The 23,959-nt window shown below is 71.2% G+C and carries 27 protein-coding genes and 1 tRNA gene; 7 read left to right on the top strand and 21 right to left on the bottom strand.

The genetic code is table 11. The features are described 5' to 3' along the window. The first annotated feature begins 62 nt into the window (after positions 1-62). Complete coding sequence (locus tag AC07EG_RS24330; RefSeq protein ID WP_478255472.1) at positions 63-710, top strand: TetR/AcrR family transcriptional regulator; 648 nt, start codon at positions 63-65, stop codon at positions 708-710. Positions 711-1,742: 1,032 nt separating this feature from the next. Here AC07EG_RS24330 and AC07EG_RS24335 read toward each other — a convergent pair. Next, positions 1,743-1,815, bottom strand: a tRNA-Asn gene (locus AC07EG_RS24335). A gap of 130 nt (positions 1,816-1,945) precedes the next feature. On the opposite strand from AC07EG_RS24335, the gene AC07EG_RS24340 reads away from it, so the two are divergent. Then, positions 1,946-2,167: a hypothetical protein gene (locus AC07EG_RS24340; protein WP_478255473.1), complete on the top strand. Its 222-nt coding sequence runs from the start codon at positions 1,946-1,948 to the stop codon at positions 2,165-2,167. Positions 2,168-2,212: 45 nt separating this feature from the next. Here the strand turns inward: AC07EG_RS24340 and AC07EG_RS24345 are convergent, their stop codons facing one another. From AC07EG_RS24345 to dnaG, 3 genes are read right to left on the bottom strand one after another with little or no spacing between them, the layout of a single operon-like run. Beyond that, complete coding sequence (locus tag AC07EG_RS24345) at positions 2,213-2,968, bottom strand: trans-aconitate 2-methyltransferase (RefSeq protein WP_478255474.1); 756 nt, start codon at positions 2,966-2,968, stop codon at positions 2,213-2,215. A 17-nt stretch (positions 2,969-2,985) separates the two neighbouring features. Then, positions 2,986-3,507 (bottom strand): hypothetical protein, encoded by a 522-nt coding sequence (locus AC07EG_RS24350; RefSeq protein WP_478255475.1) that lies wholly within the window; start codon positions 3,505-3,507, stop codon positions 2,986-2,988. Continuing rightward, the gene (gene dnaG / locus AC07EG_RS24355) at positions 3,507-5,378 is read right to left on the bottom strand and encodes a DNA primase (protein WP_478255476.1); all 1,872 of its coding nucleotides are present in this window, start codon (positions 5,376-5,378) and stop codon (positions 3,507-3,509) included. Before dnaG ends, AC07EG_RS24350 begins: the two co-directional genes overlap by 1 nt. A gap of 41 nt (positions 5,379-5,419) precedes the next feature. On the opposite strand from dnaG, the gene AC07EG_RS24360 reads away from it, so the two are divergent. Further along, entirely contained in the window at positions 5,420-6,346 is a 927-nt protein-coding gene (locus AC07EG_RS24360) for a sigma-70 family RNA polymerase sigma factor (RefSeq protein WP_478255477.1), read from the top strand. 1 nt (position 6,347) lies between these two features. Here AC07EG_RS24360 and AC07EG_RS24365 read toward each other — a convergent pair whose 3' ends face one another. The 4 genes from AC07EG_RS24365 to AC07EG_RS24380 all read right to left on the bottom strand — a co-directional run bounded on the left by AC07EG_RS24365 (position 6,348) and on the right by AC07EG_RS24380 (position 10,545). Beyond that, positions 6,348-7,268 carry a glutamate ABC transporter substrate-binding protein gene (locus AC07EG_RS24365; protein ID WP_478255478.1) on the bottom strand — a complete coding sequence of 307 codons (921 nt, stop codon included), beginning with the start codon at positions 7,266-7,268 and terminating at the stop codon, positions 6,348-6,350. 20 nt (positions 7,269-7,288) lie between these two features. Continuing rightward, positions 7,289-8,227 carry a glutamate ABC transporter substrate-binding protein gene (locus tag AC07EG_RS24370; protein ID WP_478255479.1) on the bottom strand — a complete coding sequence of 313 codons (939 nt, stop codon included), beginning with the start codon at positions 8,225-8,227 and terminating at the stop codon, positions 7,289-7,291. A gap of 340 nt (positions 8,228-8,567) precedes the next feature. Beyond that, positions 8,568-9,158: a carboxymuconolactone decarboxylase family protein gene (locus tag AC07EG_RS24375; protein WP_478255480.1), complete on the bottom strand. Its 591-nt coding sequence runs from the start codon at positions 9,156-9,158 to the stop codon at positions 8,568-8,570. Positions 9,159-9,183: 25 nt separating this feature from the next. Next, positions 9,184-10,545 carry an MFS transporter gene (locus AC07EG_RS24380; RefSeq protein WP_478255481.1) on the bottom strand — a complete coding sequence of 454 codons (1,362 nt, stop codon included), beginning with the start codon at positions 10,543-10,545 and terminating at the stop codon, positions 9,184-9,186. A 112-nt stretch (positions 10,546-10,657) separates the two neighbouring features. On the opposite strand from AC07EG_RS24380, the gene AC07EG_RS24385 reads away from it, so the two are divergent. Continuing rightward, positions 10,658-11,134: a MarR family winged helix-turn-helix transcriptional regulator gene (locus AC07EG_RS24385; protein WP_478255482.1), complete on the top strand. Its 477-nt coding sequence runs from the start codon at positions 10,658-10,660 to the stop codon at positions 11,132-11,134. 1 nt (position 11,135) lies between these two features. Here AC07EG_RS24385 and AC07EG_RS24390 read toward each other — a convergent pair whose 3' ends face one another. Next, complete coding sequence (locus tag AC07EG_RS24390) at positions 11,136-12,236, bottom strand: serpin family protein (protein ID WP_478255483.1); 1,101 nt, start codon at positions 12,234-12,236, stop codon at positions 11,136-11,138. A gap of 13 nt (positions 12,237-12,249) precedes the next feature. Continuing rightward, a complete protein-coding gene (locus AC07EG_RS24395; RefSeq protein ID WP_478255484.1) occupies positions 12,250-13,518 on the bottom strand; it encodes a deoxyguanosinetriphosphate triphosphohydrolase in 1,269 nt (422 codons plus the stop codon). Between the two features lie 152 nt (positions 13,519-13,670). On the opposite strand from AC07EG_RS24395, the gene AC07EG_RS24400 reads away from it, so the two are divergent. After that, positions 13,671-14,018 carry a hypothetical protein gene (locus AC07EG_RS24400; RefSeq protein WP_478255485.1) on the top strand — a complete coding sequence of 116 codons (348 nt, stop codon included), beginning with the start codon at positions 13,671-13,673 and terminating at the stop codon, positions 14,016-14,018. Between the two features lie 49 nt (positions 14,019-14,067). Here AC07EG_RS24400 and AC07EG_RS24405 read toward each other — a convergent pair whose 3' ends face one another. The 4 genes from AC07EG_RS24405 to AC07EG_RS24420 all read right to left on the bottom strand — a co-directional run bounded on the left by AC07EG_RS24405 (position 14,068) and on the right by AC07EG_RS24420 (position 18,106). Continuing rightward, entirely contained in the window at positions 14,068-14,697 is a 630-nt protein-coding gene (locus AC07EG_RS24405; RefSeq protein WP_478255486.1) for a YdcF family protein, read from the bottom strand. Between the two features lie 187 nt (positions 14,698-14,884). Then, positions 14,885-16,270 (bottom strand): glycine--tRNA ligase, encoded by a 1,386-nt coding sequence (locus AC07EG_RS24410; RefSeq protein WP_478255487.1) that lies wholly within the window; start codon positions 16,268-16,270, stop codon positions 14,885-14,887. Positions 16,271-16,374: 104 nt separating this feature from the next. After that, on the bottom strand, positions 16,375-17,043 hold the full coding sequence (locus AC07EG_RS24415) for a class F sortase (RefSeq protein ID WP_478255705.1): 669 nt from the start codon (positions 17,041-17,043) through the stop codon (positions 16,375-16,377). A 1-nt stretch (position 17,044) separates the two neighbouring features. Beyond that, positions 17,045-18,106, bottom strand: coding sequence for a hypothetical protein (locus tag AC07EG_RS24420; RefSeq protein WP_478255488.1), 1,062 nt, complete (start codon positions 18,104-18,106; stop codon positions 17,045-17,047). A gap of 235 nt (positions 18,107-18,341) precedes the next feature. Between AC07EG_RS24420 and AC07EG_RS24425 the strand changes: the two genes are divergently transcribed. Both AC07EG_RS24425 and AC07EG_RS24430 read left to right on the top strand, forming a co-directional pair. Beyond that, a complete protein-coding gene (locus AC07EG_RS24425) occupies positions 18,342-18,728 on the top strand; it encodes an ArsR/SmtB family transcription factor (RefSeq protein ID WP_478255489.1) in 387 nt (128 codons plus the stop codon). After that, positions 18,725-19,144, top strand: coding sequence for a Fur family transcriptional regulator (locus tag AC07EG_RS24430; protein WP_478255490.1), 420 nt, complete (start codon positions 18,725-18,727; stop codon positions 19,142-19,144). The genes AC07EG_RS24425 and AC07EG_RS24430 overlap by 4 nt, the downstream gene beginning before the upstream one ends. Here AC07EG_RS24430 and AC07EG_RS24435 read toward each other — a convergent pair. The 7 genes from AC07EG_RS24435 to AC07EG_RS24465 form a co-directional block, all read right to left on the bottom strand. Then, on the bottom strand, positions 19,141-19,593 hold the full coding sequence (locus tag AC07EG_RS24435; protein ID WP_478255491.1) for a hypothetical protein: 453 nt from the start codon (positions 19,591-19,593) through the stop codon (positions 19,141-19,143). The two genes, AC07EG_RS24430 and AC07EG_RS24435, sit on opposite strands and share 4 nt — an antisense overlap. 13 nt (positions 19,594-19,606) lie before the next feature. After that, positions 19,607-20,338: a TIGR03943 family putative permease subunit gene (locus AC07EG_RS24440; RefSeq protein ID WP_478255492.1), complete on the bottom strand. Its 732-nt coding sequence runs from the start codon at positions 20,336-20,338 to the stop codon at positions 19,607-19,609. Further along, positions 20,338-21,351 carry a permease gene (locus AC07EG_RS24445; protein ID WP_478255493.1) on the bottom strand — a complete coding sequence of 338 codons (1,014 nt, stop codon included), beginning with the start codon at positions 21,349-21,351 and terminating at the stop codon, positions 20,338-20,340. The genes AC07EG_RS24440 and AC07EG_RS24445 overlap by 1 nt, the downstream gene beginning before the upstream one ends. Before the next feature lie 26 nt (positions 21,352-21,377). Next, positions 21,378-21,797 (bottom strand): hypothetical protein, encoded by a 420-nt coding sequence (locus AC07EG_RS24450; protein ID WP_478255494.1) that lies wholly within the window; start codon positions 21,795-21,797, stop codon positions 21,378-21,380. Further along, positions 21,794-22,618 (bottom strand): isoprenyl transferase, encoded by an 825-nt coding sequence (locus AC07EG_RS24455; RefSeq protein ID WP_478255495.1) that lies wholly within the window; start codon positions 22,616-22,618, stop codon positions 21,794-21,796. The genes AC07EG_RS24450 and AC07EG_RS24455 overlap by 4 nt, the downstream gene beginning before the upstream one ends. Before the next feature lie 44 nt (positions 22,619-22,662). Continuing rightward, positions 22,663-23,424, bottom strand: coding sequence for a DNA repair protein RecO (gene recO / locus AC07EG_RS24460; RefSeq protein WP_478255496.1), 762 nt, complete (start codon positions 23,422-23,424; stop codon positions 22,663-22,665). 77 nt (positions 23,425-23,501) lie between these two features. Next, entirely contained in the window at positions 23,502-23,954 is a 453-nt protein-coding gene (locus AC07EG_RS24465; RefSeq protein WP_478255497.1) for a CD225/dispanin family protein, read from the bottom strand. Between the last annotated feature and the right edge of the window lie 5 nt (positions 23,955-23,959).

The raw sequence follows: 23,959 nt of genomic DNA on the forward strand, positions 1-23,959 counted from the left end.
CTCCCTCGACACTAGGCCGGTGGCAATGGTGAGTCAAGCCACTCACCTCGTATGCTCGCCCCATGAGCCGGGTCGTGACGACGTACCACCAGCGCATCGCCCAGGAGAAGCGCGCACTGATCGTGACGGCCGCGACCGCACTGTTCCTCGAATTGGGCTACGACCGGACGTCGCTGGCGCGGATCGCCGAGCGCTCGGGCGTTTCGCGGGCCACCTTGTTCAAGCAGTTCCCGAGCAAGGCAGCCCTGTTCGACGCCATCGTCACCGAATCCTGGTCGACCGCCGACGAAGAGGACCCTCCACCGGCGGGCAATATCGTCGACGGGCTCAGCACCATCGGTCGCCGCTACGCCGAACTGCTGGGCCGCTCCCAGATGACCGACCTGTTCCGCATCGTCATCGCCGAGTTGCCGCGATTCCCCGAACTCGCCAATGCGCAGTTCTCACACGGGAAGATGCCCTACTTCGAGTCCGTACGCAGCTACCTCCTGGCCGAGCACGAGGCGGGAACGGTGCGGATCGAGGACGTGGACCTCGCAGCCACCCAGTTCCTGGGCATGATCTCCAACTACGTCTTCTGGCCGGCACTCCTGGTGCCGGGCTGGGAGGTGAGCGCCGAACGCGTCACTCAGGTGGTCGACGAAGCCGTCCGCACCATCGCCGCCCGATACGCCACGACCGGAGCAGGGGCGTCCACCAGCGCAAGATAGCCGGCATGGAGAAGCAAAGCACCGTGTGAGGCTCACTCCTCCCGAGCACCCCAAGCGACAGATCACCGTTTAGGTGGAGTCACTTTGCGCATGGCGTGAAGGAGGGGAAGATCCGGGTTCGGTATTGCTGCCGCCCGACGTGCAGATCGAGGCGCTCACCGCCCGCTGCTACACGATCTTCTCCCGCCCCAGACGATGATCCTGACCGTGCACGAACTCAAGCGCCCCGGCCCGCAACAGGGCCGAGCTCATGGCCCCGGCCGCGGAGCTACAACGCACATCAGGATTCCACGATACAACCATGCACACTGCATACACTTCAAGACGTTCCGAACCCCTTGGCACCCATGGTTCCACGCGCACCAAAAAGATCGCCCCAGCACGCTGGGAGGCGTACGCAAGATTCCGCCAAGCGGACGGCGCGCTGGTTCCGAGGAAACAACCGCCTCAGAGAATAACCACGGGACACGGCCGACGCGGTCCGCGACGGCAAACTACCCTCGACCACGCGAATGCATCTAATCGGCGAGAGTTGGCTCAAGGAACTCGATCAGGAAGTGGCACGGGGCGAGCGTTCGCCGGAAACTGTGCGAGTTTACCGCAGCTATCTGAATAATGGGATTATCCCATCGCTCGGCCACCTACAGGAGCGAGAAGGTCCAGCGCACAGACCTGCTGACCGAACTCGAGAAGCTCGCGGACGCCCGCAGGCTGGACTCGAAGGACCGCAGCCTCGTTCTCTGGCAGGACCTGCCGGACCTGGTCAGGACCGTGCTGCCACCGGCATCCGGCTCGGCGAACCTGGCATGGATGGCTCGGCCTTCGACGCCGCCGCTGCGACCCTGGCGATCGACTGCCGCCTCATGCGGGTCCCCGCCACGTCTTCCGCAAGACCGCCGCCACCGTACTGGGCGAAGCCGATCTGCTGACCGCGGCCGAGAAGTACTACATCGGCCGCCGGACGCCCTGGCAGCGGACAGCCCCGCCTGCGGGTGGACACAACAAAGCCCAGGCCGTCGACCTGGGCTGATGCTCCCCCGATTGGACTCGAACCAATAACCTGCCGGTTAACAGCCGGCTGCTCTGCCAATTGAGCTACAGGGGATCGCTCGCCTGGCCGGATCGCTCCGGCCTGACACGAAGAACTCTAACCCATGCCCTCCCGCGCCTCGCACCCGGCCCCCGTCCGCGATCTGAGGAACAATGGACCCAGCGAGCAAAGGAGGCGTACGAGCATGAAGAAGTTCCTGCTGGGCGCTGCGGTGGGCTACGTGCTGGGCGCACGGGCGGGCCGCAGCCGGTACGAGCAGATCGTCCGCACCTACCGCAAGCTGGCCGACCACCCCGCCGTGCAGGGAGCGGCCGGGATCGCCAGGGCCAAGGTGGGGGAGAAGCTCCCGTTCGGCGAGCGGCAGAGCACCAACGGGCACCGCGCCCAGGAACCCAGCCGCCGCTAGCGACCGTCAGTCCCCGGAGGCCGGAAACCTCCGGGGGCTGGGCGCTCACCGCACCCTGGCGACCACGAAGACCCGGCGGAACGGGAACCAGGTGGTCCCGTCCTCCCGCGGCGGGTACGCCTCCCGCAGCAGCGAACCCAGTTCCACCCGGAACCGCTCCCAGTCCCCCGGTGCCAGTGCCGCCTTCACCGGGCGCAGCACGGTGCCGCTGATCCACTCCAGCACCGCGTCCTCCCCGGTCAGGCGCTGCACGTAGGTGGTCTCCCAAGCGTCGACCGCGCAGCCGCGGGTGGCCAGCAGTTCGGCGTAGTCCTGCGGCTCGCTCACGGGGTGCTCGGCGGGCAGGGGCACCGAGCCGGACCAGCGTGAAGTAGCCGCGAGCTTTCTCACCAGATCGTGTGATGGGGCCCGGTGGTTCCCCGGCACCTGCACGGCGATCCACGCCCCCGGCGGCAACGCCCCCGCCCAGCGGACCAGCAGCTCGCGGTGGCTCGGCACCCACTGCAGCACCGCGTTGCTGAGCACCACGCCGGTGTCGGGCGCCGGCTGCCAGCCGGTGATGTCCCGCTGGACCGCCTCGACGCCGTTCGCGCGGGCCGCGGCGACCATGTCCGGTGAGCTGTCGAACGCCTCCACCACCGCTCCCGGCCAGCGCTGGGCCAGCGAGGGCGTCAGGTTGCCCGCCCCGCACCCGGCGTCGACCACCCGGCGCGGCTCGGTGGCGCCGACGCGCGCCAGCAGGTCGTGGAAGGGGCGGGCGCGTTCGTCCCGGTAGTCGAGGTACTTCGCCGGATCCCACATGCAGTACGACTGTACTGCTATGCCTCCGGTGGCACCAGCTTCCGCGCGGCTTCCTCGGCGATGCCCGCCACCAGCTCCGGGTCCACCCCGGGATCGGCCCGCACCTGCAGCACCGTGCCGTCGGTGCCCGGCACCTTGCGGCTGAGGAACCAGGCCACCCCGCCGGGCAGCTCCTGCCGGTGCCGCGCGCGGATCGAGCCGTCCACGCGCCGGCGCACCATCGGCGGCACCTTGCCCGGTGACTCCACGCCGAACCGCATCGGCGTCCGGTCGGCCAGCAGCACCGCACCCCCGGCGCTGCCCGCCTCGTCGGCCTCGGTGACGGTGAGCGCGTTCTCGCCCCACACCGCCTTGCTGATCAGGTGCCAGCCGATGCGCCGGTGGCCGCCGTCCGCGGGCACCCACAGCCCGAGCGGGGTGACCACCAGGTACCCGCCACCGGTCACCGGCGCGTACCCCAATGCGTCCTCGTCCGGTGCGAGGTCGCCGTCGAAGTCGTCCGGGAGCCGGTCGCCGAACAGCCGTTTCCAGAAGCCCATCAGTCCAGCCCGCCGACGGCCTGCTGCCGCAACGCTTTCCGGTACTCCTCCAGCGCCACCAGGTCCCCGAACAGCGCCCGGTAGTCCTCCGGCGCCTCCACCGGCGACAACCGGGTCAGCTTCGACTTGATCTCCTGGATCTGCCTGCCCACCAGGTTCTCCTGCATCGCGGCGAGCACGCTGGCGACGTACCGCGCGTCCGCCTCGTTCTTGGCGCGCAGCGGTTCCACCGACAGTTCGCCGACCACCCGGCGGACCATCCCCTGTGGACAGTGCTGGGCGGTCGCCTCGAACAGGGCCGGGCCCGCCATGCCGCCCGAGGCGCCGCCCGCCTCGCGGATGGCCCGGCGGATGGTCAGGTACGCCGGGTGCGTGAACGCCTCGTCGGGCAGCGCGTCGAACTCCGGCCCGGCCAGCGCGGGTTCCTGCAGCGCCGCCTTGAGCGTCTCCCGCTGCACGGTCAACCGCGGGTCGTGGGGGTCGGGGCGTTCCACGTCGCGGGATTTCGCCGCCGGGCGGTCCGGCTGGGTCCGCCCCTTGCCACCCGCGGCCGCGCGCACGCGCTTGACCACCATGGCCTCGTCCGGCCAGCCGACCCACCAGGCCAGCTTGGTGGCGTAGCCGTCGCGCTTGGCGCGGTCCTTGATCTGCGCCACCATCGGCACCATCTTCTGCAGCGCGGCGACCTGCCCGTCCACCGACTCCAGGTCGTAGGAGCGCAGCATGCTGCGGATGGCGAACTCGAACAGCGGGATGCGCCGCGCCACCAGGTCCCTGACCGCGGTGTCGCCCTTGGCCAGCCGCAGTTCACACGGGTCCATGCCGTCCGGCGCCACCGCGATGTAGGTCTGCCCGGCGAAGGTCTGGTCGCCCTCGAACGCCTTGAGCGCCGCCTTCTGCCCGGCCTCGTCGCCGTCGAAGGTGAAGATCACCTCACCGCGGAAGGCGTCGTCGTCCATCAGCAGGCGGCGCAGCACCTTCATGTGGTCCTGGCCGAAGGCGGTGCCGCAGGTGGCCACCGCGGTCGGCACGCCGGCCGCGTGCATGGCCATCACGTCGGTGTAGCCCTCGACGATGACCACCTGGTGGCGCCGCGAGATCTCCTTCTTCGCCATGTCCAGCCCGAAGAGCACCTCGGACTTCTTGTAGATGGGGCTTTCGGAGGAGTTGAGGTACTTGGCTTCGATCCGGTCGTCGTCGAACAGCCGCCGCGCGCCGAAGCCGACCACGTCGCCGCCGAGGTCCCTGATCGGCCACAGCAGCCGCCGGTGGAACCGGTCGATCGGCCCCTGCCTGCCCTCGCGCACCAGCCCGGACTTGATCAGTTCCGGCAGCTCGAACCCGCGTTTGAGCAGGAACTTCGTCAGCTTGTCCCAGCCGCTGGGGGCGAACCCGCAGCCGAAGGTCTTGGCCGCCACCGGGTCGAACCCGCGCTCGTTGAGGAAGTCGCGGGCCATCCTGCCCTCCTCGCCGAGCAGTTGCTCGCCGTAGAACTCGGCGGCCGCCCTGTGCGCCTCGACCATGCGCGAGCGGGTGCCGCGGTCGCGCTGCACGCTGCCGCCGCCGCCCTCGTAGGTCAGCCGCAGGCCGACCCGGTCGGCCAGCCGCTCCACCGATTCGACGAAGGTCAGCTTCTCCAGGTCCATCAGGAACTTGATGACGTCCCCGCCGACCCCGCAGCCGAAGCAGTGGAAGGTGCCGTGCGTGGGGCGGACGTTGAACGACGGCGTCTTCTCGTCGTGGAACGGGCACAGCCCCTTCAGCGCGCCGCCACCGGCCCGCCGCAGCGCCACGTACTCGCCGACGACCTCGTCGATCCGGTTGCGGTCACGTACCTCCGCGATGTCGCTTTCCCGGATCCGTCCTGCCACACCGCCACTCTAGTGGCGGTCCGCGTGGTGCAGACTTGGGTATGGCCGTCACCCGGGATCCGCTGGCCGAGCAGTTCACCGCCCACCGCGCGCACCTGGTCTCGGTGGTCTACCGGTTGACCGGCTCGGTGGCCGACGCCGAGGACGCGGTGCAGGAGGCGTGGCTGCGGCTGGCCGGGCTGAGCCAGGCCCAGCGCGAGCAGATCCGCGACCTGCGCGGCTGGCTGACCACGGTGGCCGGGCGGCTCGGGCTGGACCGGCTGCGGTCGGCGGCGGTCCGCCGCGAACGCTACGTCGGGCAGTGGCTGCCCGAGCCGATCACGGCCGGGTTCGGCCCGCGCCCCAGCGAGGACCCGCTCGACGTGGCCGTGCGCGACGACGGGGTGCGCATGGCGGCGATGGTGGTGCTCGACCGGCTCACCCCGGAGCAGCGCGTGGCGTTCGTGCTGCACGACGCGTTCTCGGTGCCGTTCGCCGAGATCGCCGGCATCCTCGGCTGCTCCCCGGCGGCCGCGCGGCAGCACGCCTCCCGCGGGCGGCGGGCGCTGGAGGAGGCCGATCCGCCGCCGCGGGTGCCGATGGCCGAGCAGCAGGCCCTGCTGGAGCGGCTGCTGGCCGCGCTCAGCGCCGGGGACGTGCGCGCCATCGCCGAGGTGCTGCACCCCGACGTGGTGCTGATCGGCGACGCCGACGGCAAGGCCCGCACCAGCCGCCAGATCATGGTCGGCGCGGACAAGATCACCCGGTTCCTGGCCGGGCTGCTGCGGATGTACGCCGAGGGCGCGCTCACCGGCGGGCGGCCGGTGCTGGTCAACGGCGACCCCGGGCTGTACCTGCCCGCCACGCCGGGTGACGGGGACCACTTGGCGCTGGACCCGCACGTGACCACGGTGGCCGTGCGCGACGACCGGATCGTGGCGATCTACGACGTGGCCAACCCGGACAAGCTGACCCGCCTGCCGGACTGACTCACGAACCGGGCACGGAACCGATCTCCGGCGGCTTCGGCGGCGCACCGGGCACGACCTGGCCCAGCGTCTCCGTCCAGTTCTCGCCCCACAGCCCGCTCTGCGCGAGCTTGACCAGCCAGTCGTTGACGACCTTCTTGAACGCGTCGTCACCGTGCCGGATGCCGATGCCGTAGGACTCCTCGGTGAACGGCTCGCTGACGATCTGGATCTTGTCGTTGAGCTGCGCGGTGCCCGCCAGCAGCGTCATGTCGTGCACGTAGGCCACCGCCTGCCCGGACTCCAGCGCCTGGATGCACTCGCTCGCCGCGCCGTAGGTGGTCAGCTGCACGCCGGGCGCGCTCTGCCTGATGGCGTCCACGCTGGTGGTGCCGGACACCGCCACCACCTTCTTGCCCGCCAGGTCGGCCGGGCCGGAGATCTTGTTCTCCGTGCTCAGCGTGGCGATCGCCTGCCCGGAGACCAGGTACGGCCCGGCGAAGGCGATCCTCTGCGCGCGCTGCGGGGTGATGGTGTAGGTGCTGATCACCGCGTCGACCGTGCCGGTCTCCAGCACCGCCTCCCGCGTCTCGGAGATCGACCGGACCACCTTCACGTTCGGTTCGCCGATGAGGTACTTCGCCAGCAGCTTGCCGAGGGTGGCGTCGAACCCGACGGTCTCGCCGGTGATCGGGTTGCGCTGGGACATCAGCGGCAGGTCCAGCTCACCGCCGACGAGCAGCTGCCCGCGCTCGCGGATCGCGGTGGCCGTCTCACTGGCCGCGAGCTCCTCGGCACCGGCCACCGGGGCGCGGTCGAGCAGGCTCGGCGGGCCCGGTGGGGCGGCCCCGCCCGCGGGAGCGCCTCCGGTGCACCCGCTCAGCGCGAGCACGCCCGCCGCCCCCAGCACCAGTGCCTCGCGCAGCCAGGACCTCGTTGTCACGCCGCGTTCCCCTCTCCCGCTCACGACCCCGGAACGGACCCGATCTGCGGGGGTGCCGGCGGCTGACCGGCGACGACGGTGCCCAGCGACTCCTTCCACAGCTCTTCCCAGATACCGGACTGCACGATCTTGTTCAGCCAGTCGTTGACGAACTTCTTGAACTCGGTGTCCCCGCGCGGCAGCCCGATGCCGTAGGGCTCGCTGGTGAACGGCTCGCCGATCACCCGGATCTTGTCGTTGAGCCGGGCCGCCCCGGCCAGCACGGTCAGGTCGTGCACGTAGGCCACCGCCTGCCCGGACTCCAGCGCCTGGATGCACTCGTTGGCCGTGCCGAAGGTGCGCACCTGCGCATCCGGGGCCACCTGCTTGAGCGCGTCGACGCTGGTGGTGCCGGCCACCGCGACCACGGTCTTGCCGTCGAGGTCGGCCGGTTTGGTGATGGCCCGCTCGCGGCTGAGCGTGGCGATCGACTGCCCCGACATCAGGTAGGGCCCGGCGAAGGCGACCTTCTGCGCGCGCTGCGGGGTGATCGTGTAGATCCGGATCACCGCGTCGACCGTGCCGACCTGCAGCAGGGTCTCGCGCGTTTCCGGGGTGGCTTTCGCGATCTTGACCGACGATTCGCCGATGATGTATTTCGCCAGCAGCTTCGCCAGGGTCGCGTCAAAACCTTCGGTTTCGCCGGTAATCGAATTCCGCTCGGAAAGCAACGGCAGATCGAGTTCCCCGCCGACGATCAGCTGGCCCCGCTGGCGGATGGCCGCGGCGGTCGGGCTCGCGGCCACCTCCGCGTCGGTGGCCACCGGAGCCCGGTCGAGCAACCCGCCGGGACCGGGCACCGGGCTCGCCGCCCCCGGCGTACCAGCGGTGTTCGGTCCACCACAGGCGGTCAGCGCGACCAGCCCGGCCACCGCGGTGGCCACCGCCAGCCACCGGCGCGCCGGAAACGCCCTCACCATGTTGCGCCACGCTCCATTCATCATCTCCGCGGCCGCGCCGGAACCCGACTCATTAGTCACCGGCACAACTGACTGGCCCCCGAGACTTCCCAGCCGGAGCACACAAAACTGCTCTTGGCGCAACCATAACCACGCCGAACCGCTAATTGTTAGCCCGAATTTCAGTGAGTGATAAACCAACTCTGCCCAGCGGTTGGGCGATCTTGTCATTCACTGGCGAATGCCGGAGTGGGCCGGGCGCAACGACCGGGGGGCCGATCTCGGCCGCCCGCCGGACGGCCAAGATCGATCTGCTCCGGTAACGCTTCTGTGACCTGCTCGGCGATTAATCGGAAACTGCTTAACCGGCCGTCCGCCCGCTGCCGGCCACCGGGGGCACCCGACACGCGTCGCCGGAGGTGAAGCCCTGCTCGGTGATGTCCAGCGCGTTGTTCATCCGGGCGCGCATGTTCTCCAGCGCGATCTGGTAGGTCAGCTCCAGCACGCCCGCCCGGCCGAACTCGGCCTCCAGCTCGGCGACCTGCTCGTCGGTCACGGCGACCGGGGTGGCGGTCATCGCGTCGGCGTAGGCCAGCGCGAGCCGCTCCTGGTGGCTGTACAGCGGCGAGGTGGCGTAGTCGTCGATCGCCTTCAGCCGGTCGATGTCCAGGCCCTCGTGCTTTTGCAGCATGGTGCCGAAGTCGATGCACCACGAGCAGCCCAGCTGGACCGCGGCCCGGTAGACCGCCAGCTCGCGCACGCTGACCGGCAGTTCGGTGGCCACCCGTTCGGCGAGCACCTCGGTCACCACCCCGGCCCGCAGCACCCGCGGGTTGTGCGCGAACACCGCCATCGGTTCGAGCACCGCGCCGTAGCGGCGCCGCGCGAACCATTCGAGCGCGCGCAGGGTCAGTCCGCCGTTCTTGCCGGTCAGCGCGGGAATACGAGGCATGGTCGCCCTCCTTCGTCCGTCGTTCTCACGAGGGGGACGAGACGACCTCGCCGGTTGTGACAACCCGCGGCGAGCAGGCCAGCGCGACCACCATGGCGAGGGCGGCGGCGGTGAAGACCACGGTCAGCCCCGCCGCCTCGAAACCCCCGGTGACCAGCAGCGCGAGCCAGCCGAGCAGGGTGGTCCCGGCGACCCCGCCCGCCTGCCTGGCGAAGGTGAACACGCCCATCGTGGCGCCCATCTCCGCCGGCGCCGCCCGTCCCTGCGCGAGCACGGTGTAGGCCGACACGACGAGCATGAAGCTGCCGCCGGTCAGCGCCAGCCCGGTGGCCAGCAGCACGAATCCGCCGGTGTGGACGGACACCGCGATCAGGGAGAGCCCGCACACGCCCGTGAGGCAGCCCCAGCGGCCCCAGGCGGTCATCCGCGGCCAGCGGCGCGCGAGCACGGCGAAGCAGCTGGAGACGAGCAGTGAGCCGCCCGTCATGGCCAGCAGCAGGAGTCCGGCCGCCCGTGCGTCCCCGCGCACACCGAGCGTGATCACCAGTGAAACGTAGGTGAAGGTGCCGTAGAGCGCGATACCGGCCAGCGTGGTCGCCAGCACCGAGCGCACCACCACGCGGTCGGCGAAGACCCGGCGCGGGATCAGCGTCTGCGTCCTGGCGAAGGCGAACCCGGCGGCCACCGCGACCCCGGCCAGCAGCGGCGTCCACAGTGGACTGCGAGCCAGCCCGGGCACGGTGCCCAGCGCGGTCGCCGCGGCCCCGGCGGCCACCAGCAGCGCCGAGCCACGCAGGTCCAGCCGTTCGGCCGGGCGGCGGGCCGGGCGGCCGGGCAGCCCGGCGAGGCCCAGCACCAGCGAGACCGCGCACACCGGCAGGTTGAGCCAGAACAGCCACCGCCACCCCCAGGCGTCGGCGACCAGCCCGCCCGCCGGTGGCCCGGCGAGCGAGGCGACCGCGCCGACGGCCACCTGCCAGCCCTGCCGCCGGATCAGCTCCTCGCGGCTGAACAACGCCCCGAGCGCGGCCATCGCCCCGACGATCAGCCCGCCGGCCCCGGCGCCCTGCACGGCCCGGCCGGCGACCAGCGAGCCGATGTCGACGGCGAGCGCGCACCACAGCGAGCCCGCCGCCAGCAGGCCGGTGGCGAGGGCGAACGCGGCACGTCGCCCGTACAGGTCACCGAAGCGGCCGTGGACGGGGGTGGAGATGGTGGCGGTGAGCAGCGAAGCGGCGGTGAGACCGGCGACCGCGGGGCCGGCGTCCAGCTCGTCGCCGATCATCGGCAGCGCCGTGACCACCACGGTCAAATCCAGCTGCGCCAACAGCATCCCGAGCAGGGCCCCGGCGAAGGCGAGCGAGCGCCTATCCTGTTTTACGTGCATATTGCACACGTTAACGCGTGCAATATGCACGCATCAAGGCCATGGCAGTATGTCCGGCCATACCCGCACGGGTGATCTTGGTTCGACGAAAGGCTTGGGTGAGGCGAAAACGGTGACCGAAAACGAGAAAGCCCGGCCCGGCCAGGGCGGTGGCGGACCGGCGTTGTTCCGCCTGGTCAGGTTCTGGTCACGCCGGTGGGCACCCGAGGTGGTGGAACGCCTCTACGACGGTGCCCCCGAGACGTGGACGGTGCAGAACCTCTACGTCATCGATTCCATCCACACCGCGGCGCAGGCGCATCCGGAGGTGACCGTGGCCGACGTGGCCAGGCAGCTGGGCCTGGACCGCTCGGTGGCCAGCCGGATGATCACCGACGCCGTGCGCGACGGCTTCGTGCTCCGGGAGACCTCGGGGCAGGACGCCCGCCGCGCCCGGCTGTCGCTGTCCTCCGCGGCGGAGAAGTTCCTCGACGCGACCCACGAGTACCAGCGCGCCGCCTTCGCCGAGCTGGTCAAGCACTGGCCGGCCGAAGACCGCCGCCGGTTCGCCGGTTACCTCGGCAGACTGGCCGGCGAGGTGCTGACCTGAGTCACGACGCCGGGTTCTCCACCCTGGCGAAGAAGTAGACGGCGCCGGTGCCGGCGTGGCGGACCAGCAGCAGGAACGGCCGGTCCACCGAAACCGGCACCGGGTCGCCGACGGGCAGGGAGACCATGCGGATCATCGCCGCGGTGGCCGCCGCGCCCTCCAGGCCGCTCTCGTCGATCCGCAGCACCGCCTGGTGCAGCACGTCCGAGACGAACAGCCGCGGATCCGGGCTGAGGCCGCTCAGGTCGGCGTCCGGGGTGAACAGCGTGCGCACCCCGAGCGCCTTGAGCACCGCGGTCAGGTCGGTGCGCAGGTCCAGTTCCAGCTTCGGCAGCGCCAGGCTGACCTGGGTGAACTGCTTGGCCGACAGCAGTTCCGCCAGCCCCTCGGCGTCCAGCTCCGCTTCGGCGGCGGCCAGGTCGCCGTCCGGCAGCAGGACCACGGCCTCCACGTCCCCGACCGCGGGCAGGGTGATCACCTGCCAGCCGCCGGTGCGGGCGTAGCCGAGCTGCTCGGTCAGGTGCATGGTCGGCACCCGGACCTCGCCGCCGGGGCTGTGGAAGGCGGCCGGCCGGGTGGCGCCCTCGCCGAACGGATTGGTCCACGCGACCTTCAGGTAGAGCGCGTTGACCACGGCGGCCACCGTGTCCGGGCCGACCGAGCCGGGGGTGAGCAGTTCGGGGATCAGCTGGTGGGTGGTCTCGGCGATGTCGGCGTTGATCGCGGCGCGCGCGCCTTCGGGGTCGTCGACGAACGGGGCGCTCGCCACCGAGCCGTGCGGCCACCGGGCCAGCTCCGCGGTGAACTCCTCGCGGAGTTCCAGGCCGTCCCAGGCCCACAGCGTGTTGGCCACCTCCAGCACCGGGGTGTCCTGGTGGTCCGGGCCGTGCAGCTCCGCCGCGGCACGCAGCAGCCCGGCGTGGCCGTCCACCTCGCCGAGCAACCGCACCAGTTCCTCCGCCGACGCACCGCGGGCGGCTCTGGCCACCAGCGTCAGCGCACTGGCCGCGGAGTACGGCGAGAAGCAGGTGTCGCCCGGCCCGGCCTCGCCGTGCAGGGCGAGCGCGAACCGCAGATGACGGGTCTCGGCTGGGTCTGCCATGCCGCTGACCGTACTAGCGGTGACGGCCGGTGTGCCACGAATGCCAAGCCAAGGCTTGGGCATCGGTCAGGGAGGCGACCTGGTCGATCACCACGCGCAGGCGGGCCGCGTCGTCGGCCGCCTCGGTCCAGGCGGGCTGGAAGACCGGGTCCAGCGGCTCCGGTGCCTGCTCGCACAGCACCTCGACCAGCTGGGCCAGCACCTGCCGCTGGCCGTCCTGCATGGCCAGCCGCCGCGGGTCGCTCATCACGTACCGCAGCGCCAGCGCCTTGAGCAGCGCCACCTCGGCGGCCACCTGGTCCGGCACGGCCAGCGACGCGGCGTAGCGGGTCAGCGGGCCGTCACCGTGGGCCGCCCTGGTGCCGGTCACCGCGGCGGAGGCGAACCGGCCGACCAGTTCGCTGGTCATCCGCTTGAGCGCCACCTGGGCACCGAGCGAGGAGTCGTAGCGCCGCGCCAGCTCGGCCACCACCGGCAGCTCCAGCAGCCCGCGTGCGGCGGTCTCCAAAGCGGACACCGGGCTGGCGGAGAAGTGCTTGGCGGCCAGTTCCGCCAGCGCCGCCCGTTCCTGGGAGTCGGCCAGCACGCGGAACGAGATGCGCCCGGCGAGCACCCCGTCCTCCACGTCGTGCACCGAGTACGCCACGTCGTCGGCCCAGTCCATGATCTGGGCCTCCAGGCAGGTGCGCCCCTCCGGCGCCCCCTCGCGCATCCAGCGGAACACCCCGAGGTCGTCCTCGTACACGCCGAACTTGCTCACCCCGGCGGTCCGCGGCCACGGGTACTTCGTGGCCGCGTCGAGGCAGGCCCTGGTCAGGTTCAGCCCGGCGCTCTCCGTCCCGTCGAGCACCTTCGGCTCCAGCCTGGCCAGGATGCGCAGGGTCTGCGCGTTGCCCTCGAACCCGCCGCACGCCTGCGCCGCGGCGTTCAGCGCGTGCTCGCCGTTGTGCCCGAACGGCGGGTGGCCGATGTCGTGCGCCAGGCCGGCGGTGTCCACCAGGTCCGGGTCGGCCCCCAGGTCCTCGGCGATGCCCCGGCCGATCTGGGCGACCTCGAGCGAATGCGTCAGCCGGGTCCGCGGCACGCCGCTGACCTCGGTGCCCTCCCCCGGCCCGACCACCTGCGTCTTGCCGGCGAGCCGGCGCAGCGCGGCCGAGTGCAGCACCCTGGCGCGGTCGCGGGCGAACGCGCTGCGGGCGTCGGCGAGCGCACCGGCCAGCGCCGCGCCCTTGGGCGGCTCGGCGAGCCTGCGCTCGGTGTCGTGCGCGGTGTAGGAGTTCACCCGCTCCAGCTTAGGCGGCCCGCCGGACCGCTTCCGGTGCCGGAATAGGGGTTCCCCTAGCGACTTTCTCGGGTGCCGCCGGAAAGCAAACCAGGAGACGATTGTGATTCCAGTCACCCCGAACACTGGGAACACGGAGGCGGTGATGAGTTATGACAAGCGCCGAAAGAGCCGAAGTCGTCACTCCTGAAAGCACCCCGGAGCTCACCCACCGGGCCCGCGCCATGCTGCGCGCGGTGCAGGCGGGCCGGGCGGAGCTGACCGCGAGCTGCGAGCCGGACCTGCGGGTCGACGGCCTGCACTGCAGCGACCAGGCGACTTCCCGGGCACTGGCGAGGGCCGGGCTGATCCGGGCGGCGGGTCCCGCGCTGCCGGGCAGCTGGGTGCGGGCCGAGCTGACCCCGGCCGGACTGGCCGCGCTGGCCCGCCCGCTCACCGGGTACGCGCCCCGGCGGCTGTCCGTGGTCCCGCCACTACCCGGCGGAACCAGCGCGGCGTGAGAACTGTTCCCGGTCACCGGGAGAAACGCACGCGCGGTGGGGGAGCAATTCAGCCGAGGCCGGTGCCGCCGATGTCGTCGGCGGGTTGTTTCGAAAGCCGGTAGAACAGCAGGGCCCCGGTTTCGCGGAAGATGTACTTCGCCTGCGTTTCCCTGGTCTGCACGATCGGTCCCCGGTGCGTCGGCGAACTCCACGCGTCCAGCCCGGAGTCCTCGGCCATCGTCCGCGCCCGCAGCGAGTGCCACGGATCGCTGACCAGCACCGCGGTGCTCATCCCGCGCCGCTCCACCTCGTCGGCCACCGCGTGCAGCGTGCCGAGCGTGTCGCGGCCCTGGCCGACCACGATCATCCGGTCCCGCGGCACCCCGCGCTCGGCCAGCCACTTCGCGCCGGCCTCGGCTTCGGTGTAGCTGTCGCCCTCCGCGGCCCCGCCCGAGGTGAGCACGTACTTCGCCACCCCGGTGTCGTAGAGCTGCTTGGCGTGCACCAGCCGGGCCCGCAGCACCTCCGACGGCTTGCCGTTGTACTGGGCGGCCCCGAGCACCACGATCACGTCGGCCGGGGAGCGGTCGTCGATCCGGGCCACGTGCCACACCCGCACCGCCGTGCCGCCGACCACGAGCACGGCGATCAGCACCGCGCCGACCACGGCCCGGCGCACCCAGCGGGCAGCACTCACTCGTCCGGGAATTCGCGCAGTCATAGTGGGGAAATCCTGTCAGGTTCACGTTCCGTAGCGAGCACCCCCGGCACGTTCCGGCGGCCGGCGCCGGGTCCCTCCGGAGTCCATTGTGGACTCGACGGCCATCGCCCCGGCCTGCCGGGGGTGGGCGGGTGCCACGGGCGGCCCGTGGCACCCGCCGGGGTCAGCAGCCGATCAGCCGCGCGGCCAGGTAGGACTCCAGCTGGTCGATGGAGATCCGCTCCTGCCGCATCGAGTCGCGCTCGCGCACGGTGACCGCGTGGTCCTCGAGCGAGTCGAAGTCGACGGTCACGCAGAACGGCGTGCCGATCTCCTCCTGGCGGCGGTAGCGCTTGCCGATCGAACCGGCGTCGTCGAAGTCGACGTGCCAGTGCTTGCGCAGCGAGGCGGCCACGTCGCGGGCCTTCGGCGTGAGGTCGGCGTTGCGCGAGAGCGGCAGCACCGCGACCTTGTACGGCGCGAGCCGGTAGTCCAGCTTCAGCACCACGCGCTTGTCCACGCCGCCCTTGGCGTTGGGCACCTCGTCCTCGGTGTAGGCGTCGACCAGGAACGCCATCATCGAGCGGCCGACCCCGGCCGCGGGCTCGATCACGAACGGCCGGTAGCGCTGGCCGGTGGCCTGGTCGAAGTAGGACAGGTCCACCCCGGAGTGGTTGGAGTGCGTGGTGAGGTCGAAGTCGGTGCGGTTGGCGATGCCCTCCAGCTCACCCCACTCCTGGCCGCCGAAGCCGAAGCGGTACTCGATGTCGACCGTGCGCTTCGAGTAGTGCGACAGCTTTTCCTTGGGGTGCTCGTAGTGGCGCAGGTTCTCCGGCTTGATGCCGAGGTCGGTGTACCACTCGGTGCGGGTGTCGATCCAGCGCTGGTGCCAGACCTCGTCCTCACCCGGCTCGACGAAGAACTCCATCTCCATCTGCTCGAACTCGCGGGTGCGGAAGATGAAGTTGCCGGGGGTGATCTCGTTGCGGAAGGACTTGCCGATCTGGCCGATGCCGAACGGCGGCTTCTTCCGCGAGGTGGTCTGCACGTTGAGGAAGTTGACGAAGATGCCCTGCGCGGTCTCCGGGCGCAGGTAGTGCAGGCCCTCCTCGGACTCCACCGGGCCGAGGTAGGTCTTGAGCATCATGTTGAAGTCACGCGGCTCGGTGTACTGGCCGCGGTTGCCGCAGTTCGGGCAGGGCACGTCGGACAGCTCGTCCTCGGAGACCTCCTTGCCGCTGCGCTCGGCGTACTCCTCGGCCAGCTGGTCGGCCCGGAAGCGCTTGTGGCAGGACAGGCACTCCACCAGCGGGTCGGTGAACACGCCGACGTGACCGGAGGCCACCCACACCGGCCGCGGCAGGATCACCGAGGAGTCGAGGCCGACCACGTCGTCGCGGCCCTGCACCATGGACTTCCACCACTGGCGCTTGATGTTCTCCTTGAACTCCACGCCGAGCGGACCGTAGTCCCACGCCGACCGGGTACCCCCGTAGATCTCCCCGCACGGAAAAACAAAACCACGACGCTTGCAGAGACTGACTACGGTCTCGATGGTGTTGGCGGGCACTCCACGCTCCGTGACATGCGAGGACGGATATCTGACTTGGAACTGCCAGGGTATCCGCCGCGTCCGCCACCCTTCGCGGAGGGTTTGCCTCGGATGAGCCGGGTTTACGGCCGCGAGACGAGTTCCGCGGTGACGATCCGGTTGTCCTCGTAGCCCTCGGTGCCGCCGACGTAGTCCCCGCCGCAGGTCACCAGCACCAGCCGGTGCGGCCCGTCCTGGCCGAACAGCTGCTGCGCGTGGTCCGGCAGCTCGCTCTTGTGCAGCGTGAGCACCTCGGTGATGCGGTACTTCCACTGCCCGCCGCCGGTGTCGACCACGCTGACCTCCTGGCCGGGGCCGCTGCGCCACAGCTCGTCGAACGGCCCGTTCTGCCGCTTCCAGTTGACGTGCCCGGACAGCAGCGCCGCGCCCTGGCTGTCGCCGAGCTTGGCCCCCCACCAGGTGGCCTCGTCGAGGCCGTCCGGAATGGGCAGCACGCCGTCGGCGGTGACCTCCTTGCGGATCAGCTTCGCCGTGCCGCCCTCGGGCAGCCGGACGGTGCCGGGGCTCTGCGCGGGCTCGGCCACCTGCACCGCGGGCGGCGGCTCGGTGGTGGCCGCGGGCAGCGGGGCCACCGCCGGGGCGGGTGGCTGCGCGACCGGCACGGGGCCGGGGTCGCTCATCAGCACCCAGACCCCGGCACCGGCGACGGCCACCGCGACGACCGCGAGCACGATCGCGATCAGCTTGCGGCGGCGCGGGACCTCGGGGGCGGCGGGCGGCGTCTCCACCAGGTCAGCTCTTCCGCTCGGCCGTCGCGGGACGGCGGCGCAGCGCCAGCACGGCACCGGTGCCCAGCAGCAAGCCCCCACCGAGCAGGGACAGGCCCAGCGGCGAGACCCCGGCCGAGTCCGCCGGTGCGATGGCCCCGGCCGGGATCTTGGTCGGCACCTGCGGGGTGCTCGACTGCGGGTCGGCGGGCTTGAAGTCGTCCGGGATGGAGCAGCTGACGCCACCGAGCACGTACCGGCTCTTCAGGTCCTCGATCACCACGCCGTCCTTGTTCTTGACGTGCGTGACGACTTCCACCAGCCAGCCCGCCGCGGCGTTGAGCTCACCGTCGCGCCACTGGTTCTGGCGCAGCAGGGAGTCGAATTCGGTGATCGGCCGCACGGTCAGGTCGGAGGTGGTCTTGGCGGGGTCTTCGACCCCCTTCTTGACGTCGGTATCCCGGGGCGGTCCGAACGGCAGGTCCGTCAGCACCACCTTGTCGTCGGCGTCGGGCTCCGCCTTGACCAGCTCACCGCTCTTGTCCAGAACCCAGATGGTCTCGACCGTGCTGGAGCCGGTGAGCTTGTCGGTGGCCGCGCACTCGACGGTGGACTTGGCGCCTTCCAGCACCAGGAAGGTGTTCCCGAGGTCGGAGGGGGCGCCCAGTGAGACGTCCTGCAGCGCGTAGTTGGTCTCGGCGACGGCCGTGGGCACGTTGGTGTCCTTCAGCGTGGCCACCACGTTGTGGTCGCGGCTTTTCACCTCGGCCGGATACGGACTGTGCTCGGGGTTGTACTCACCGAGGTGGACAAGGTAGTTCGGGCCGATCGACTTCTTCTCGCCCTCGTCCTTCGGCAGCAGGTTGCGCTCCGGCCCCAGCTTGGATTGCCCCGGCTTGAGCGGCGTCTTCTGCGTCTCCGTGACGACGGTGCCCGCCCCCTCACCCTCGCCCACCTTCGCCGCGGCGGCGTTGGCGTAGGCGACCGGGCCGGTTTCCTCGTCGACCTGGGCCGACGCCACCCCGGGCGCCACCGCGAAGGCCAGTGCCGTCGTGCCCGCGGCCAGCTTCGTCACAAAACGCGTCATGGCTCCTCGACTTCATAGGCGCTTCTGCCGTTACACACACGCGCGATCACCCGCGTGGGTTGCTCCGGGACCCCCAGACCACGCAGCGTGGCCGCCGAGCCAACTTCGCACGGCAGACCACAAGATAGGAAACATACTCACGATTTACCCCGCTTGTCACTCGAACGGCCTAGTCCGCCGGACAGCCCCTAAGATGGATAAGGACAACCCTTTTCGCCAACCGCTGGAGTGAACGATGCCGACGGTGCGCCCGGACGCCGCGCCCCCCGGTCTGCCGGAGGACGCCGAGCACGTGCACTCACCGGCCCGGCCGCCGTCGCCGCACGCGCCGACCCCGTCGGCGGGCACCCTGGTCGAGGCCGGGGAACTGCTGCGGGCGCTGGCCGCCCCGGTCCGCATCTCGATCGTGCTGCAACTGCGCGAGGGGGACCGGTGCGTGCACGAACTGGTCGACTCCCTCGAAGTGGCCCAGCCGCTGATCAGCCAGCACCTGCGGGTGCTCAAGGCGGCCGGGGTGGTGCACGGCGAGCGGCGCGGCCGCGAGGTGGTCTACCGGCTGGTCGACGACCACCTGGCGCACATCGTGGTGGACGCGGTGGCACACGTGCAGGAGGGCAAGTGAGCACCCCGACCAGGGGCCGGGCCCCGCTGCCCGGCCGCCGCTCCACCAAGCAGCGCGCCGCCGTGGTCGAACTGCTGGACGCGGTCGACGACTTCCGTTCGGCGCAGGAACTGCACGACGAACTGCGCAAGCGCGGCGAGGGCATCGGCCTGACCACGGTGTACCGGACGCTGCAGTCGCTGTCCGAGGCGGGCGAGATCGACGTGCTGCGCACCGAGTCCGGCGAGGCCATCTACCGGCGCTGCTCCTCGCACCACCACCATCACCTGGTCTGCCGCCGCTGCGGGTTCACCGTCGAGGTGGAGGGCCCGGCGGTGGAGCGCTGGGCGGAGAAGATCGCCTCGGGCAACGGTTTTTCCGACATCACGCACACCGTGGAGATCGTCGGGCTGTGCGCGGACTGCGCCAAAGCCTAGCTCCGCAGGGCCGCGATGAGGTCTTCCGCGGCCGGATCGCCGATCACGTAGGTCCGGCCGTCCCGGGTGGCCACCCGGACCGCCGGGCCGCGGCGGAAGACGAAGCCGACCCGGCCGCCACCGGTCAGGCGGTACCCGAACCCGTGGAAATCGCGCCACGGGTCCACTTCGGCCGGTTCCACGGCGACGATCTCCCGGCGTGGCACCGTTCTGGTGAAGAGCGGGACCAGCTTCAGCCGGAGGTGTTCGCCGTCGACCTCGATGCGCCCGCGGCACAGCGCCAGCGAACCGGAGATCCCCAGCAGGATCGCCGTCGCGACCGCGCACGAGATCGGCGAGTCCCCGGCGAACCACCACAGCGCCGCGCTCAGCAGCGCACACCCCGCGAAGACCGCGCGCAGCCCCCACGCCACCCCGGGCGGGAGCAGCACGGTCGTCCGGTAGGTCACGGCTCGCCCCCGCTCAGTACTCGTAGGGATCCTTCGGCGCCGGGACCGGGCGGACCGAGGCCAGGGTGAAGTCCGGCGTGTAGTTCGTCTCCCGCGTGGTGGTACCCGGTACGACCACCCCGGTGACCTCGATCCAGGTGTCCGGGGCCAGCCCAGCCGTGCCGGTGCCGAGCAGGCGCACGGTGACCGGGTTCGCGTCGGCCGCGCAGCACCCGATGACCAGCCGCGCCAGCAGCACGTCGGCACCGTCGCGGGCGACGAACCCGGACAGCGACACCGTCCGGCCGTTGAGCGAACCGCTCGAGTCCCAGCCCGCCCTGGTGACGAACTCCGAGACCGGCAGCGGCACCACCGCCTGCTCGGGCAGCGCGGGGAACAGCTGGGCGTCCCGCAGCGCCGAGGACTGCGGGGCCCGGCCCTGGGTGCGGGTCACCGAATCCGAGCCCAGCGCGGGCGGCGCGACCAGGAACACCGCGAGCACCGGCACCATCAGCAGCCACGCCGACCGCGCCGGGTGCTGGTGGCCGTCATGACCGTGGCCGTGGGCCGGGACGGCGGCCCGGCGGGCGGCGAGCAGGTCGCGGCCGATGGCGACCACGCCGAGCAGCACCATGACCGTGCCACCGGCGATGATCCACGGCTGGTGCGCCGGTTTGACGTAACGCAGGTAGTCCCCGGTGAAGCTGATCTTGAGCAACGCCCCGCCGAGCAGGACGAGCAGGATGTTCTGCGTTTCGCGGCGCATCACGAGCCTCCGAGCAGGAACGATCCGGCGAGCACCGCGCTGGTGGTCGCCACGACGAAGGTGACCGGGGCGAAGCGCAGCGCGAACGACCGGCCGAAGGTACCCGCCTGCAGGGCGAACAGCTTGACGTCGACCGCCGGGCCGACCACCAGGAACACCAGTTTCGGCAGCAGCGGCACCGCGGTGAGCGACGCGGCGACGAACGCGTCGGCCTCGCTGCACAGCGCCAGCACCACCGCGAGCACGGCCATCACCACGATGCCGAGCACGATCTGCTCCCCCAGCACGCCGAACCACTCCGGCGGCACGAGCACCCCGAGCGACGCCGAGATCAGCGCGCCCAGCACCAGGAACCCGCCCGCCTCGACCAGGTCCGTGCGGGCGATCTCGGCGAAGGTCTTCCAGCGCGACCCCGGCTCACCGTCGGGCAGGCGGCGCAGCGCGCGCTCGGCGATCCACTCCAGCTTGCCGAACCGGGCCCACAACCAGCCCATCACCATCGCGGTGGCCAGCGAGGCGACGAACCGGGCGAGCACCACCATCGGCTCGCCGGGGAACGCCACCGCGGTCGCCACCAGCACCACCGGGTTTACCGCGGGCGCGGCCAGCAGGAAGGTCAGCGCGGCGGCCGGGGCCACGCCCTGCCCCATCAGCCGGCGGGCCACCGGCACCGAGGCGCATTCGCAGCCCGGCAGCGCGACTCCGGCCAGCCCGGCGACGCCGACCGCGGCACCCTCCCGCTTCGGCAGCACCTTCCGCAGCACGCGGGCCGGGACGAAGGCGGCGATCGCGCCGCTGATCAGCACCCCGAGCACGAGGAACGGCAGCGCCTGCACGCAGACGGCGACAAAAACGGTGGCACCGGTGCGCAACGCGGGCACGTCGAGCACCTGCTGGAGCCAGCCCTGCGCGAGGATGGCGACCAGCAGCACCGCGCAGAGCACCTCGATGGAGGTGATCTTCGGCTTCCGGCGCACCCCGCCGGTGGTGGCCTTGTCGGAAATGATTCCCACCTTCGGCACTATGCCAGAAACGCCGGTCAGGACTCCGGGATGCCCAGCAGATCGGTGCGCAGCTGCGAAGCGGTGGACACCACCAGCATCAGCAGCGTGCCCAGCGGCGACGGGTCCATGCCCTGCGCCGGGAAGGCGTAACGCAGGGTCACGTCCATGCCCCGGTCGGTGTGCACCACACCCAGCGTGCCGAACAGGCCCTGCCCGGCGCGCTCGGCCGCGGACGCGGCGATCGACGGGTCGTCCGGCAGGTCCCAGGCCACCACGCAGGTCAGGCTGAGCACGGTCAGCCCGTCGGCCAGCCGGGTGGCCTGCACCACGCACGGCACGTCGGCGTGCATGAAGGTGAGCGCCCCGTCGTCGTCGACGTGCACCTCGAGGTAGCGCTCGAGGGATTCGCGGGCGAGCGTGAGCAGGTTCGCGGTGTCCGCGGCTTCGGTGGTCATCGGGCTCCTCCGGCCGACGCCGCGTCCACCGCGGCACCGAATCGCCGGTCACGTTTGGCGTACTCGAGGCAGGCCGCCCACAGCTGGCGGCGGTCGAAGTCGGGGAACAGGGTGTCCTGGAAGACGAACTCGGCGTAGGCCGACTGCCACAGCATGAAGTTCGAGGTGCGCAGTTCCCCGGACGGGCGCAGGAACAGGTCCACGTCCGGCATCTCCGGCTGGTACAGGTACTTGGCGATGGTGCGCTCGTCGACCTTGTCCGGGTTGATCTTGCCCTCGGCGGCCAGCTGGGCGATCCGCCGCACCCCGTCGGCGATCTCCGCGCGGCCGCCGTAGTTCACGCACATGGTCATGTTGAGCGTGGTGTTGTGCCTGGTCTTCTCCTCGGCCGCCTGCAGCTCGTTGATCACGCTGCGCCACAGCCGCGGCCGCCGCCCGGCCCAGCGGATGCGCACGCCGATCGAGCCGAGGTAGTCGACCTGGCGGCGGATGGTGTCGCGGTTGAAGCCCATCAGGAAGCGCACCTCCTCGGGGCTGCGCTTCCAGTTCTCGGTGGAGAAGGCGTAGACCGAGAGCCACTTGACGCCGAGTTCGACCGCGCCGCTGGCGACGTCGATCATCACCGCTTCGCCGCGCTTGTGCCCTTCGATCCGGGGCAGCCCGCGCTGGTTGGCCCAGCGGCCGTTGCCGTCCATCACCAGCGCCACGTGCTTCGGCACCAGTTCGGCCGGGATCTCCGGCGGGCGCTCACCCGAGGAATGCGGTTCGGGTTCCCGCAGCGGGACCTGCGACGCCGGTGTGGAGCGTCCCCTGAGCCGCACTGACCCCTCCTCCAGTTCATTCGTCCGGGTTGTCGGACCCGACCCTACTTCCCGGTGACCTCGGCATCGCGGGCACGTCTCTCCACCAGCGGCAGGGACCGCAGCTGGCGCTCCAGGTGCCACTGCAGCTGGGCGGCGACCAGGCCGCTGGCGTCGCGGCGGGTGTGCTGGGCCGCGGCGTCCGCGGTGGCCCAGTCACCGTGCAGCAGCGCGCCGAGCAGCTGGAAGATCTCCGGCGCGGGGTGCACCGAACCGGCCATCCGGCAGCGCGGGCACATCGCGCCGCCCCCGGCCACGCTGAACGCGCGGTGGGGGCCGGGTTCACCGCAGCGCGCGCACTCGTCGATCGCCGGCGCCCAGCCGGCGAAGGCCATCGCCCGCAGGAGGAAGGCGTCGAGCACCAGTGAGGCGTCCCGCTCGCCGTCCGCCAGCGCCCGCAACGCGCCGACCACGAGCAGGTAGAGCCGCAGCGCGGGCTCACCCTCCTCGGCGGTGAGCCGGTCGGCGGTCTCCACGATGGCGCTGGCCGAGGTGTAGCGCGGGTAGTCGGCGACGATCGGCATGGCGAACGCGTCCAGGGTCTGCACCTGGGTCACCACGTCGAGCGTGCGCCCGGTGTGGAACTGCACGTCCACGTGCACGAACGGTTCGAGCCGGGCGCCGAAGCGCGAGTTGGTGCGGCGCACGCCCTTGGCCGCGGCACGGACCTTGCCGTGCCGCCGCGTCAGGAAGCTGACGATCCGGTCGGCCTCGCCGAGTTTGTAGGTCCGCAGCACCACTCCGGTGTCGCGGTAGAGACGGCTCACCGCTCCATCGTCTCACTGCCGCCGGTGAACGCGTTCGCGGCGGCACGGAAGGGACCGTGCCGCCGCGAAAACGTGGATCAGCAGTACGAGGAGTACTCGCAGCCGTAGGTGGTGGAGTAGGTGACCACCTCGTTGGCGGCGACGATGGCGATGATGATGAAGATGATGCTCAGCACGCAGCCGACGCCACCGAGGATGGTGGAGATCAGGCACAGGGTCTTCGTCGTCCGCGAGGCCTGCTCGGCCATCTGGTAGTTGCCCTGCATCTTGTACTGGCCGACCTCGTTGGACTTCATGATCGCGAAGATCCCGAGGATGATGCCGCCGAGGAACAGCGACGCGATCGCCCAGCCCTTGTACTCGGGGATGTCGTGGCCGCCGCCGGGCATCCCGGGCGGGCCGTAGCCGCCGCCGGGGCCGCCGAACGCGGGCTGCTGCCCGTAGGGCGCGGGCATGCCGCCGGACGGCGGGCCGTAGCCACCGGGCTGCTGGCCGTAACCCGGCTGCGGCTGGCCGTAAGGATTGGTCATCGGAA

Source organism: Amycolatopsis sp. NPDC045836 (assembly GCF_056431745.1).